Genomic DNA, 12843 nt, shown 5'->3' with positions numbered 1-12843 from the left:
TTTCGGTTTTTGCCGCTTGGTTTTTATCTTCACCGCTGCTATGCGACAAGTGCCGCGTATTACAGTAGGAAAGGCCGATTATACATTCCGCATTTTAAATCCTGACCCGCTGCGCGCCGGAACCGGCGAGATCGAGGTGGAATTGGACGGAAAGACGCTTCCGCTCGTCCGCCAGGGAAGAAGTTGGATTTGCGGCGAGCCGGCCTGCGAGGGATTAGAGGAAATTGCCGAGGCTATCGGTAAAGCGATCGTGCTGCGCTACCGGAATTAATCAATTAACATACCGCCTGCCATCTCCTTAAAGGTAAGCGGCCAGAAAAAAATCCCTAATTTTACGATAACCAACACGAATGCGTATGGGATTCCTGACTTTTATTGGCAAACTGCTCGGCCTGGGCCGGCGGTTTAGGGGTACGCCCGAGCAGTACCTGGCCATGGTGCAATACATGGCCAAAAAGAATAGCCCGGACTACAGTAAGGAAGAATTGCTGCAATGGGGCGAAGTGATGCAAAAGGTCATGAAGGTGAACCTGCAGCCTTACCGGGATTTTAAGGACCTCGCTGAAAACGGCATACCGGATGATTCCATGGTGGAAAAGGTCGACCAAAAGGTAAATGAAATCAACCAGCGCAAGGACCTGAAACAGGCTATTTATGGGCCCAATGCGGACCTCGGCGATGATGATGTGCTGAAAAGTGATGATCCAGGTTCCATATTCGCCCGCAAAATGGTAAAGGATTTATCCGAACATGTGCAGTTTTCGCAGGAGGAACAGCGAAAATTGGACGAACTGTAGTAAAATGGAGACGTTGACCGAATTCAAAACATCGTTAAACGATAACGAACCCGGCCCCGGCCTGTCGGTGCAGCTGAAAAGCCTGTGGTATGATGCGAAAGGCAACTGGGATCTGGCCCATGCGCAGGTCGATCACCTTAGCGACCGGGATTCAGCCTGGGTGCACGCTTACCTGCACCGTAAAGAGGGCGACACCGGCAATGCCGATTACTGGTACCGTAAAGCTGGCCGGCGTCGTCCGGAGGTTTCGATACAGGAAGAATGGACAGCACTCGTTGATCATTTTTTACGTGGCTAAGCATCATTACCTGCCGCAGTTTTACCTGAAGGGTTTTGCCAATGAACAGGGAAAATTTCTGATCTATGCTATAGCAAACGGCCGGTTCAAGGGCGGCGGCAAATGGTTTTCACCGGCAAGTCACTTCTTTTTAGAAAATGACAATATAGCTCAAACAGACGGTTGGGCGGATGATTACCTGGAAGCAATTTACAGCGCAAACGAGAGCCGGTATGCGCGGATCTTAGAGAAGATCAAAGTGGTTAACGAAGGATTCGGGCTGGATAACCAGGATGTGGTGTGGCTGAATTACTTTGCAGGAGAACTGTTTTGGCGGGTGCCTTCGCAGCGCGAAGTCATCAATTCGGCAACCAGCCTCGATCAACTGAACCAACTCGGTGTGGCCGTCATCGATAGAAGGACGATGAAACAGGTCGATCCAGATCAATTTGCAGCTTGGGTTCAAGCTGATCCTTCCTATTTTAAAAGGTTACGGAATGTACTGCCGGCTACGAATTACTGGAACCTGCTGGATTGTAACTGGCCTTGTACAGTTAAAACGTTCACTGATCCATTTCCCGCCATTTGCAGCGATAGCCCGGTAATCCTGCGGCACCCCGAAAAGGCGGACGCCTTCCTGGATGACCTGATCTTTCCGCTGACACCCAACAAAGTGTTTTTCCGCATCCGCCATATGCGCGGGATATTTGCGCCGAACATCAAGTTTTATATCGATATGCTGATGGTACTTCAGGCCAGGGAATATGTTTGCTGCGTGGATACAGAATACCTGTTACACCTGAAAGAGGCTTTCCGACAAAACTTTGGTTCGGAAGCGGAACTCCGGAAATTTATTTTTGATCATCTGACACTCTAAACCGGGATCAGTACCTGACCTTGTTTATCATCCTCGTATTAAAACTATCCCTTGTATCGCTTGTTGCTCAGGTATACTAAAAAAACAAAAGGCGCAAAATATTTAAATAAAAATACAGGAACAAATGCGCTGATTATTAATTCCTTACTAAGGAAACTACAATGACCCTTGACAAGAAAAGATGGAAAAACCTGGGCAGAAAGCACTTGGCAAGCCTGTGAAAAAGAAAACGCTGATCGCATTAGGTGCCTCCGCAGGGGGCACGCCTGCACTATACGATTTTTTTGATCATACGTTGCCTGATGCGGTAACCTATGTGATCACCACCCACCTGTACGCGCACCAGAAAAGTGTTCTAACTTCCATGATCCAAAAGCATGCCGCGATCGAGGTCTGTGAGGTAGAAGAAGAGACGGAGATCCAGCCAGATAAGGTCTATGTGATGCCCGAAAACAAAGTGATGACGATCCGGGACGAAAAGCTTATCCTCAAGCCAAGGGACCTGGATATTAAAGTCAACCGTGCCATCGATATTTTTTTCGCCTCATTGGCGGATAACCGCAGCTTTAACATCATTGCCGTCATTTTATCCGGCCTGGGTAAGGATGGAACCAAAGGCATTAAAGCGATTTCAGAAAACGGAGGGGTCATTGTTGTGCAGGATCTTTCATCCGCCAAAGAAGACAGTATGCCGGAAGGGGTCATTGACTCCGGCTACGCGGACTTTATCCTGAATCCCAAAAAGATGCCCAGGGAGATTATTCGTATCGTTAAGAAATTTAAATAGCGTTCAACAATATCATAGCCTATAAAATTTCAAATAAGGCAATAGCGGGATCACTAACTTGCGGAACTGATTAAAAATAATCCCGGTGCGTCTCTATTAACCCCATTCATTTCCATAACGGCCGAATTAAAATCGAAGAGCCCCTGCAAGCAGGAGCCCTCCGGAATTTAAAAACTGTTATCATTTATTTGATCTCGATCTGCCTGCGCACTGCTTTGGCTTCCTCGCGTTTGGCAATGTCGATCCGCAATACGCCATCGGTGTAGCTGGCGTCGATCTTGCTGTCATCGGCGCTTTCCGGCAGCGTAAACGAACGCACAAAAGAGCTGTAGCTGTATTCGCGTTTGCTGTAGTTCTTTTGGTTGTCCTGCTCTGAAGTTTGTTCCACCGAAATGGTCAGCTGATTGCGTTCCAGGTTCAGTTTGAAATCTTCTTTTTTCAAACCGGGCGCGGCCAGTTCCACATGATAGTTGTTTTCAGTTTCGCTGATGTTCACCGCAGGGACGCGGGTGACCATCCGGTCATTGAAGAAGGTGTCATTAAAAATAGATTCGAAAACGTCGTTAAAGCCTGGCAATAACGCGTTATTGGTTTTGTTGTTCCATTTAACTAAAGTCATGGCCTAATTCTCCTTTAAAATGTTTTAAGAATTACTCTTGTAAGCATTTTACAAGTACTATGCCAATAGCAACACGCTGAAAAAATTGCATGGGCAGGCTGAAAAAATTACAGTTCAGGTGTCAGTTTTTCACCGTCAGGCTTTTTTAACAAATTCCGATTTGAGGGCCATCGCGCCGAAACCCTCGATCTTACAGTCAATGTTGTGATCACTGTCCACCAGGCGGATGTTCCTGACCTTGGTGCCGGCTTTGATGCTTTGCGAAGTTCCTTTTACCGGCAGGTTTTTGATAGTGACTGCGGAGTCTCCGTTCGCCAGGATATGGCGGTTACTGTCTTTCACCACAAAGCCTTCCTCAACTGCCGGTTCTTCGGCAGCGCTCCATTCATTTCCGCATTCCGGGCATACCAATTTGCTGTCCAGTTCATAAGTATAAGGGGATTGGCAGATCGGGCAAGGTAAAAGTTCACTCATTGTTATTTGGTCTGTTGAGCCCCAAAGGTAGCATTACTTCCTGTTTCCATACAGGAATGATTACCGCCCCTTTTAAAGCTTAGGATTAGCCGGCCATGCTTTCCGCAAGCGCTCCGATCGTATAAGGTGCCGACACCGGCGGGTCCTCGAATACATTTCGGTCGGTGTAATCCCATTCTCCGTTGACCGCCCAGTCGGTATAGTGAACGCTTTCGTGCACCAGGGTATTGACGATAGAGGCGTTGGGCCGGTTCAGCTTGGCCGTATTGATATTGATCTCCGTTTCGGTCTTGGCGGTAGCGCCCGAGAGCGGGTTCCAATAGGTATCAACCTGGATAGGCTGTCCGATACCCTGCATTTCGGCAGCGACCTGCGCACCATTATACGTGGAATAGGCAAAAACCGGCAGGGCGCTAACCTGGTTAAAGAAAGCTGGGTCAGCCAGGATGCGGTTAGCCGCCTGTACTACGGTAACGAGTTTGGCATTATTGCCGTTATAAGCAAGCTCCATAAGTCAAGGGTTTAGTTAAAGCAAGTTAGGTATAAAAAATGTATCGCAGCGCTAAAAGCCTGGCTGCGACGGTTTTTCACATTTTTTTTTTATCATTGACCCGCTTTTCCGTAAATTAGGATTTGGAAAAGTGTCGTTATGGTCGTGAAACCCCTATTTGATGAACAGGAGCTGCTGCATAAAATTGCAGAAGGGGATGCCCTGGCCTTTAAACAGGTTTACCTGGCTTACAACGACAAGATCTTCAAATTTGCCTACCGGCTGCTCCAGTCCAGGGAGCCCGCCCGCGAGGTGGTGCAGGAAACCATGCTGCACCTTTGGCAACTGGGTTACCGCTTAAAGGAGGTCAAAAGTTTGGAAGGTTATTTGAAAACCATCGCCAAACGCCGGGCGATTGATCTGCTGCGGCAGCAGGTAAAGGCGGAAAAAGCGGAAAGGCAACTGGGCCTTACTTACCAGGATAGCCACCGGGAAACCGAGGAAAGCATCCTTCTCCATGAGTCGCGGCGGATACTGGAAGATGGTATCCGGTTGCTGCCCAAACAGCAACGGCTGGTTTACCGGCTCTGCCAGCAGCAGGGGCTGAAATACGAAGAAGCTGCGGCGCAGCTGAACCTCTCCCACGGGACGGTGCAAACGCACATGAAGCTGGCTTTAAAGTTCCTGCGGGAATATGTGCTGAAACACTCCGGTGTGGCGGCCATTTTGATCATTCTCCGGCTGCTGTAAAAAAAGTTAAAATAAAATTACCTCGAATTTTCCTGTCGTCCGACTTACTACTAAAAGGGTATTAAATTAGTGTCAACAAACCACTAAGTTTTAATAACTGTACCAGGATGGACAAAGACAGGACCAATTATTTATATGAACAATACCGGGCGGGCAAACTGACCGGCGGGGAATTGCTGGAATGGGAGGCTTTGCTGGCAGGGCCGACCGAGACTCTCCGCGAGCTGACCGAAGAACTCTGGAACCGGGCGGATGACACGCCGGGTATGGAACATGCCGGGGCGATGGAGGTCTATGAGCATATTGTTTCCCAGCCGCAGGTTCAGCGGTCAAAATGGCGCTTATGGCCGCGTATCGCCGTAGCCGCATCTGTGATCCTGGCCCTGAGTTCGGGTGTTTATTTCTTCCTGCGTAAGCCATCTGAACAGCAAAGCGTGTCTTTGGTGAAAAATGATATCCCTCCGGGTCATAATCAGGCGACACTCACCCTTGCCGGCGGCAAAAAGATCATCCTCACCAAAGGATTATCCGGCAAGCTGGCCCAACAGGGCCAAACGGTCATCAATGCCTCTGAAAATAATATCACCTATAACGCCAAAAATCAAAGCAGAGATCAGGTTAGTTACAATACGTTAAGCACAGCGAAGGGCGAGCAATCGCCCTACCCGCTGGTTTTGGCGGATGGCACGAAGGTTTGGCTGAATGCCGAATCGAGCATTACTTTCCCGACTGCATTCAACGGGAAAGAAAGAAAAGTGACACTCACCGGCGAAGCCTACTTCGAAGTGGCACATAACAGCAAACACCCCTTCAAAGTTGAAGCCAACGGCCAAACCATCGAAGATATCGGCACCAGCTTTGACGTTAACGCCTATGCCAACGAACCAACATTCAAAACCACGCTTGTTGAAGGCAGCATCAAAATCAACAACATCACACTTATACCCGGACAACAAGCCAGAAACACCAACGGAACCATTAAAGTCATCAGCGAAGTCAATACCAAAGTATACACCGCCTGGAAGGACGGCTATTTCCGCTATGAACTGGAAACCCTGCCCGAAATCATGCGTGAATTTGCCCGCTGGTACAAAGTCGATGTGGTCTTCGCTACACCGCCGACCGACCAGCAATTTAACATGAAGGTGTCGCGAAAGGCGACTTTAAACCGGGCCCTGCAAATCCTGGCTAACGGCGGTATCCGCTATAAACTGGAAGGCAATAAACTCACCATCACCCCATAAACATAAATTATTGATCACACACCCAAAAAAAGAAAGGAGCAAAACAGGAAAAGACATTTACACTAAAAACGGAAAAGGGTCCCCATAAAAGAAAGAAACCGGAAGTGCTGGAAACACTGCCGGTCAATTCGGGCGACCCTTTAAAAAATCACGCGAGTAATCTTTAATCATTCACCCAAACATTACAAAAGTATGCAATTAAACCACAGGTTTAAAATGCAGCCGCAGGCGCGTTTTATCCCCCGTAAACTTTTACTGGTTATGAAGTTAACCGTATTTCTGCTCACCATTACCTTCCTCCAGGTATCTGCGAACGTTTTTTCGCAAAAGATCAACCTGAAGGAAAAGAACGTGTCGATCGACAAAGTGCTGAGCCAGATCCAGGACCAGAGCGGCTATGAATTCTTTTACAACGCCAGCGCCCTCAAACAAGCCGGCACCGTCACCATCAACCTAAAAGACGCTACTGTTCAGGACGCGCTCGACGAGCTGTTCAGGAACAAGCCGTTTTCCTATAGCCTTGATAATAATACCATTACTATCAAGGAAAAACCCACCAATTTCCTCGATAAGATTAAAGACAAGGTTAAGGAATTCATGGCGGCCACCGATGTGACCGGCAGGGTAATGGATGAAAATAACCAGCCCTTGTCGGGAGCCACAGTTACCGTTAAAGGCACCAATAATGCGACCAATTCAGACCTGAACGGTTTCTTTACGCTTAAAAATGTGCAGGCCAACGATGTCATCGTTATCACCTTTATCGGTTATGACAAAAAAGAAGTACCTGCTGCTCCTAATCTTGGCGCGATTAAATTAAGCCAGGCTTCTTCTAAACTGGATGAGGTGCAGGTGATTGCTTATGGTACACAGAGCCAACGTTTAAGCGTTAATAATGTGGTCACCGTAGGAGCCAAAGAAATCTCTCAGCAAAATGTAAATAATCCACTACTCGCATTGCAGGGAAGGGTACCTGGGCTTAATATCAACCAGACAACTGGAATGGCCGGAGGAGGCGTCAAAGTGCAGTTGGGGGGACAAAATAGTATACGGCAATCAAACAGTCTTCTTTATGTTGTCGACGGCATACCCTATCCTTCTGATGTGCTCAGCAATACTTCAATTTCAGGCCCGTTGCATTTACAAAATAATTATGCAAGCAACCTGATGAGTTATATCAATCCAGATGACATTGAAAGTATCTCGATTTTAAAAGATGCAGATGCCACCTCTATTTATGGTTCAAGAGCTGCCAATGGCGCGATCATTATTACTACAAAAAAAGGTAAAGAAGGGGATATGAAAGTGAACCTGAGTGTTAATCAAGGATGGGGATCGGTAGCTCATTTTTTGCCATTGTTAAATACCCAGCAATATTTGCAAATGAGGCACGAAGCTTTTAAAAATGACGGGGCAACGCCACAGTCCTATGATGACGATGTTAATGGAGTTTGGGATACGACCCGGAATACCAACTGGCAAAAAACACTGATCGGCAAGACAGCTCAATATGCTGACTACAATGTGAATGTTTCGGGTGGAAACAGCTTGACGCAATATATCATAGGTTCTACTTTCCATCGGGAAACATCGGTATTCCCAGGCGATTTTTCTGATCAAAAAGGGAGCTTTCATTTCAACGTGGCAACTAGTTCAGCCAACCGGAAATTCAAAATAAATTTGACCGCGAATTACGTGTTCGACAATAATTTGTTACCCAATCAAGACCTAGCCGGCCAAGCGGTTAATCTCCCGCCTGATGCACCAGCTTTATATAATGGAGATGGTACTTTGAACTGGCAACCTGATGCCAACGGGCCTTATTCTTGGTCAAATCCCCTTCAATATTTATATGCCACTTATCAAAATAGATCTTATAACCTAATCACTAACATGGTATTAAGTTATAATATTCTACCGAAGTTAGTCTTCAAAACCAATTTGGGATATAACAATCTTCAGTATAATCAGTTGACCAAAACTTTAGCGGAATTTGTTGATCCGGTTGACCGTACCCCCTTTTCCAGGGGGATGTTTATGACAACTAATAGCAATACCTCCTGGATCGTGGAACCGCAACTCAACTACAATGCGAAAATTGCAGCAGGCACTCTTGATTTGATTGTTGGGGCAACAATTAACCAGGTTCATTCTGATGGTTTTTATATAGGAGGTACAGGTTTTAGTAGCGATGCTTTAGTGGGTAATCTTGCAGCTGCATCTTCAATCGGTAACCGGGCGACGGTCCAATCTCTTTATAAATATAATGCACTGTTCGGCAGGGCGAATTACAATCTGGCCAATCAATTTTTATTAAGTATATCAGTTAGAAGAGATGGCAGCAGCCGTTTTGGTGAAGCTAATAAGCTTCATGATTTTTGGTCGGCGGGAGCGGGATGGATTTTTACAGAACAAAAGTCGCTCAAAAATCATTTATCTTTTTTAAGCTTTGGAAAAATCAAAGCGAATTATGGCACCACAGGCAACGACGGCATTGGCGATTATCAATACTTAAATTTATACAACTCTCTGACTTTTCCTGTTAACTACCAAGGAGTTGCAGGACTAAGAACTACCTCCCTTCCAAACCCTTACCTGCAATGGGAATTAACCAAAAAATTATTAGTTGGCTTAGACCTAGGCTTTTTGAAGGACAGAATTACGCTTTCCGCCGACCTAGCTTATAACAGATCTTCTAATCAGTTGGTAGGTTATAACCTTCCCTATTTGACCGGTTTTGGCCTTGTTACAGAGAACTGGCCTGCAACGGTGCAGAATGTTTCCTGGGAGGGTGCGATTCACACGGATAACATAAAAAACAAAGACTTTAGCTGGACAACGAATATTAATTTCACAGTGCCCCACAATAAACTAGTGGCTTATCAAGGTACACTTCCTGTAAATTTATTTATTGGATATCCGCTAGGTACAATTAAAGGCTATCATTATCTTGGTGTTGACCCGGCTACGGGTATATATACCTTTGCTGATAGCCATGGGAACCCAACCGCAAACCCTAATTACACTACCGATGCAAACACATTGATAAGTCCTGCCTTTCCTAAATTCTATGGCGGCTTAGGGAACAACTTTACCTACAAACGGTTTTCACTGGATGTATTCCTGCAATTTGCGAAACAAGTTGCACCGACATACGCTTTTGGCACCTCTGACCCAGGCACCTATGGTCAGCAACCAACTTACGTCCTATCGAGGTGGCAAAGTCCTGGCAATATTTCAACTGTTCAAAAATTCAATTCCGATTATAGCCTTGCAAATAATTTAGGTCTTCTTGGATCGAGTGATGCGTATTATGCCGACGCCTCGTATGTTCGGGTAAAAAATGTGGCATTTTCCTACCAATTACCGGAGAACACCCTTCACCAAGTCCATATCCGCACCGCCCGGATATTCCTACAGGCACAAAATTTGGTTACCATTACCAAATTTAAAGGAATGGACCCGGAAACCGGAACAGGTGTACTTCCACCTTTAAAAGTGATCACGATTGGCTGCAATGTTGGATTCTGATCTTTATATGAACATTTAAAACTTCAGTTATGAAAAAGTATTTTATCAAAAATATATTGCCGGTCTTTATCCTTTTGGCTCTGACAGGCGGGGGGTGTAAAAAGCTGGCAGAGGTGAACCCACCTGTTACCAGCCTTTCGGGCGCCAATGTTTTTACAGATGATGCGTCTGCTGCATCGGTATTGACCGGTATTTATGGGCTTATGAGCAGTTCAAATACCAATGCCGTAGGAAACTTTACTTCGTTAACGTTGTATGGTGGTCTTTCCTCAGATGAACTGACCTATGCCAATGGCTTGACAAACACAACAGCAATTGCTTATTACAGAAATGCGTTGGGTTCTAAACCAGGCCTGAGTAATTATGGTGCCGAGTTCTGGCAAAATTTGTATTTGCCTATATTTAAATGTAATGACGCTATTATTCAGCTTAACGCATCTTCAAGTTTGACCCCGGCGATAAAGCAGCAATTATTGGGCGAAGCTAAGTTTATTAGGGCATTTTTTTATTTCTACCTAGTGAATTTATATGGCGACGTGCCGCTTGCGTTAACCAATGATTATAAGATCAATTCGGTTCTGGCACGGTCGCCCAAGGCGCAGGTATACCAGCAGATCATTGCTGATTTAAAAGATGCGCAAAGTTTGTTAAGCACCAATTATTTAGATGCTACGCTTATGCAATCCTATCCTGAAAGGGTAAGACCCACTAAATGGGCGGCAACCGCTTTACTCGCTAGAACTTATTTATACTACGGAAATCTGACAGGGGATGCTGCGAATTACAGTAATGCGGAAACGCAAGCCACGACGCTGATCAATAACAGCGGTCTATTCAGTTTAAGCGCGATCAATAATACGTTCCTGAAATATAGTTTGGGTAACCCCGAGGCAATTTGGCAATTGCAACCGGTTAATGCTAACATCAACAGCTACGACGCCTACGTTTTCATTATCACTTCGACTGGTTTGGGCAAGTCCTTCAACTTTGGGGCCTATGCCAGCAACTATCTTTTAAACAGCTTTGAAGCCGGGGACCAGCGAAAGAATAAGTGGTTATCCAATTTCACTATTTCGGGTACGACCTATTACTTTCCTTATAAATATAAGGTGGCTCCCAATATCAGCGCTGTCACAGAATTTCCAACATTATTGCGGCTGGGAGAGCAATACCTGATCCGTGCTGAGGCCAGGGCACAATTGGGGGAAGCTAATGCCGCTGACGACCTGAATGCCATTCGCAACCGCGCTGGCCTGTCTAATTATGCGGGTGCTACAGATAAAACCAGCTTACTTACAGTCATCCTCCATGAGAGAGAGGTCGAACTATTCGCTGAATTTGGTCATCGCTGGTTTGACCTGAAAAGGACCGGGAATGTAGATGCGGTTATGGGCGCAGGCGGGGTTTGCGCGGCCAAAGGCGGGACCTGGAGTATAAACTGGCAATGGTATCCTGTGTTGTACAGCGACATTCAAAACGATCCTAACCTCAAACAAAACCCCGGGTATTAGCAATCAACTTTTCAATTTATTAGGCAGAGCAAGGTCCGCTCTGCCTGATATCTATTTCTTAATTTATAAACAAATAAATCATGAGAAACATCAAAAGGTTCATAAATAGCCTTATTATTCTTTTCGGCTTCGCGCCAATTTTGGCATTCGCACAGAAAACGGACAAAGGTGTCCGTTTTGAGACGGGGATCAGTTGGGAACAAATCAAACAAGAAGCCAAAGCGGAAAATAAATTCATATTCGTAGACTGTTATGCAACCTGGTGTGGCCCATGCAAAAAAATGGATCAGGAAGTCTATCAAAAGATTACGGTAGGTGAATATATGAATCAACATTTTATTTCCGTCAAAATGCAAATGGATACTTCAAAAGCAGAAGATGATGCAACGAAAAGGACTTACGCCGATGCCCATGCGGTTATGGTGGGTTACAATGTTAAGTCTTTCCCGACCTTTCTGTTCTTTTCTCCAAATGCTAATTTGGTAACTAAAGGTAATGGCTATTTGGCAGATTCAAATTTTGTCGCACTTGCAAAAGATGCGGTAAGTCCGGACAAACAGTATTATTCGTTAATCGAAGAATATAAAGCAGGCCACAAAGATTATTCTAAGATGCCGTGGTTAATTAACGAAGCGAACCGTGTCGGGGAGTTTGCAAATGGTCGGCAAATGGTCGAAGATTATATAAAGAATTATTTGCCAAGTCTAAATGAAAAAGAGTTGTGTACCAAAGATAACCTATTGATAATTGGTAGTGGTTTATGGTTGATCGATTCGAAAAACCAAATTTTTCAATGGATAGCTCATCATGCTAAAGAAACAGACAGTATTGTGGGCTCAAAGACGCATACTTACGCAAAACAGCTTATTTCGGCTATCATAAACAGAGAGGACATTAGTCAAAGGCTTTGGCTGGATATTAAAAAGCGAACTCCCTTTACAACGACGCCCAACTGGCAGGAAATGAAGCAAAACATTCAAGCTAAATATGGCGGAAATTATGCGGATAGTTTAATTTCCCCTGCACAAATCAACTTTTACGAAACGTTGAAAGACTGGGATCAGTATGCTGATTACATTGAAAGCGCTATTAAAAAGTATCCACCAAAAATTAACGGACGAAAGTTTAGCCATGCAGTTGGAGGTGCGGCAATTGATTATCGTTCTCCCGCAAATGATGCGTGGGGCTTAAATCATATTGCTTGGACAATTTTCGAGGGAAGTAACGATAAAAGGCTATTGAAAAAGGCCGTCAACTGGAGCAACTTGTCAATCAAAAATGTAAATGGCACTTCGTTTTACTTAGCTCAATATTTTGACACAAAAGCTAATCTCCTTTATAGGTTGGGAAAAACGAATTCGGCAATCGCATGTGAAAAGGAAGCACTAGCCATTACGCCGAATGACAAGGATCTTACTGCAACGCTCATTAAGATGAAACAAGGTTTACCGACCTGGCCTAAAGATTCCAATAAAAACTAAATTAT

13 protein-coding genes are annotated in these 12843 nt (G+C 45.2%); 10 read left to right on the top strand and 3 right to left on the bottom strand.

The annotated features are described in order from the left end of the window. Positions 1–40: 40 nt before the first annotated feature. From KXD93_RS05080 to KXD93_RS05060, 5 genes are all read left to right on the top strand, one after another. On the top strand, positions 41–271 hold the full coding sequence (locus KXD93_RS05080; protein WP_258135806.1) for a hypothetical protein: 231 nt from the start codon (positions 41–43) through the stop codon (positions 269–271). A gap of 85 nt (positions 272–356) precedes the next feature. Continuing rightward, complete coding sequence (locus KXD93_RS05075) at positions 357–797, top strand: hypothetical protein (RefSeq protein ID WP_258135805.1); 441 nt, start codon at positions 357–359, stop codon at positions 795–797. Next, positions 751–1095, top strand: a complete 345-nt coding sequence (locus KXD93_RS05070) for a hypothetical protein (RefSeq protein WP_258135803.1) — start codon at positions 751–753, stop codon at positions 1093–1095. The genes KXD93_RS05075 and KXD93_RS05070 overlap by 47 nt, the downstream gene beginning before the upstream one ends. Then, positions 1073–1951, top strand: a complete 879-nt coding sequence (locus tag KXD93_RS05065) for a DUF4238 domain-containing protein (RefSeq protein WP_258135802.1) — start codon at positions 1073–1075, stop codon at positions 1949–1951. Before KXD93_RS05070 ends, KXD93_RS05065 begins: the two co-directional genes overlap by 23 nt. A gap of 181 nt (positions 1952–2132) precedes the next feature. Continuing rightward, a complete protein-coding gene (locus KXD93_RS05060) occupies positions 2133–2738 on the top strand; it encodes a chemotaxis protein CheB (protein ID WP_258135801.1) in 606 nt (201 codons plus the stop codon). 184 nt (positions 2739–2922) lie between these two features. Here the strand turns inward: KXD93_RS05060 and KXD93_RS05055 are convergent, their stop codons facing one another. The 3 genes from KXD93_RS05055 to KXD93_RS05045 all read right to left on the bottom strand — a co-directional run bounded on the left by KXD93_RS05055 (position 2923) and on the right by KXD93_RS05045 (position 4342). Further along, on the bottom strand, positions 2923–3357 hold the full coding sequence (locus KXD93_RS05055) for an Hsp20/alpha crystallin family protein (protein WP_258135800.1): 435 nt from the start codon (positions 3355–3357) through the stop codon (positions 2923–2925). Positions 3358–3492: 135 nt separating this feature from the next. Further along, on the bottom strand, positions 3493–3831 hold the full coding sequence (locus KXD93_RS05050; RefSeq protein WP_258135798.1) for a zinc ribbon domain-containing protein YjdM: 339 nt from the start codon (positions 3829–3831) through the stop codon (positions 3493–3495). A gap of 85 nt (positions 3832–3916) precedes the next feature. Further along, positions 3917–4342, bottom strand: coding sequence for a hypothetical protein (locus KXD93_RS05045; protein WP_258135797.1), 426 nt, complete (start codon positions 4340–4342; stop codon positions 3917–3919). 138 nt (positions 4343–4480) lie between these two features. Between KXD93_RS05045 and KXD93_RS05040 the strand changes: the two genes are divergently transcribed. The 5 genes from KXD93_RS05040 (at position 4481) to KXD93_RS05020 (ending at position 12838) form a co-directional block, all read left to right on the top strand. After that, a complete protein-coding gene (locus tag KXD93_RS05040) occupies positions 4481–5071 on the top strand; it encodes an RNA polymerase sigma factor (RefSeq protein ID WP_258135796.1) in 591 nt (196 codons plus the stop codon). 107 nt (positions 5072–5178) lie between these two features. Beyond that, a complete protein-coding gene (locus tag KXD93_RS05035) occupies positions 5179–6315 on the top strand; it encodes a FecR family protein (RefSeq protein ID WP_258135795.1) in 1137 nt (378 codons plus the stop codon). 192 nt (positions 6316–6507) lie between these two features. Then, positions 6508–9846: a SusC/RagA family TonB-linked outer membrane protein gene (locus tag KXD93_RS05030; protein ID WP_258135794.1), complete on the top strand. Its 3339-nt coding sequence runs from the start codon at positions 6508–6510 to the stop codon at positions 9844–9846. 29 nt (positions 9847–9875) lie between these two features. Further along, positions 9876–11357 carry a RagB/SusD family nutrient uptake outer membrane protein gene (locus KXD93_RS05025; RefSeq protein WP_258135793.1) on the top strand — a complete coding sequence of 494 codons (1482 nt, stop codon included), beginning with the start codon at positions 9876–9878 and terminating at the stop codon, positions 11355–11357. 80 nt (positions 11358–11437) lie between these two features. Next, entirely contained in the window at positions 11438–12838 is a 1401-nt protein-coding gene (locus KXD93_RS05020) for a thioredoxin family protein (protein WP_258135792.1), read from the top strand. Positions 12839–12843 lie beyond the last annotated feature (5 nt).

Source organism: Mucilaginibacter phenanthrenivorans (genome assembly GCF_024721155.1).
In the GTDB taxonomy this organism is placed as follows: domain Bacteria; phylum Bacteroidota; class Bacteroidia; order Sphingobacteriales; family Sphingobacteriaceae; genus Mucilaginibacter; species Mucilaginibacter phenanthrenivorans.
Note: the sequence above shows the minus strand (reverse complement) of the source record. Positions and strands in the feature narration are given on the sequence as shown.

What these genes read in the sequence shown, in the direction of transcription:
- KXD93_RS05080 (WP_258135806.1), top strand. Translation starts at nt 41, where the DNA reads ATGCGACAAGTGCCGCGTATTACAGTAGGAAAGGCCGATTATACATTC.
- KXD93_RS05075 (WP_258135805.1), top strand. Translation starts at nt 357, where the DNA reads ATGGGATTCCTGACTTTTATTGGCAAACTGCTCGGCCTGGGCCGGCGG.
- KXD93_RS05070 (WP_258135803.1), top strand. Translation starts at nt 751, where the DNA reads ATGTGCAGTTTTCGCAGGAGGAACAGCGAAAATTGGACGAACTGTAGT.
- KXD93_RS05060 (WP_258135801.1), top strand. Translation starts at nt 2,133, where the DNA reads ATGGAAAAACCTGGGCAGAAAGCACTTGGCAAGCCTGTGAAAAAGAAA.
- KXD93_RS05055 (WP_258135800.1), bottom strand. Translation starts at nt 3,357, where the DNA reads ATGACTTTAGTTAAATGGAACAACAAAACCAATAACGCGTTATTGCCA.
- KXD93_RS05050 (WP_258135798.1), bottom strand. Translation starts at nt 3,831, where the DNA reads ATGAGTGAACTTTTACCTTGCCCGATCTGCCAATCCCCTTATACTTAT.
- KXD93_RS05045 (WP_258135797.1), bottom strand. Translation starts at nt 4,342, where the DNA reads ATGGAGCTTGCTTATAACGGCAATAATGCCAAACTCGTTACCGTAGTA.
- KXD93_RS05040 (WP_258135796.1), top strand. Translation starts at nt 4,481, where the DNA reads ATGGTCGTGAAACCCCTATTTGATGAACAGGAGCTGCTGCATAAAATT.
- KXD93_RS05035 (WP_258135795.1), top strand. Translation starts at nt 5,179, where the DNA reads ATGGACAAAGACAGGACCAATTATTTATATGAACAATACCGGGCGGGC.
- KXD93_RS05030 (WP_258135794.1), top strand. Translation starts at nt 6,508, where the DNA reads ATGCAATTAAACCACAGGTTTAAAATGCAGCCGCAGGCGCGTTTTATC.
- KXD93_RS05025 (WP_258135793.1), top strand. Translation starts at nt 9,876, where the DNA reads ATGAAAAAGTATTTTATCAAAAATATATTGCCGGTCTTTATCCTTTTG.
- KXD93_RS05020 (WP_258135792.1), top strand. Translation starts at nt 11,438, where the DNA reads ATGAGAAACATCAAAAGGTTCATAAATAGCCTTATTATTCTTTTCGGC.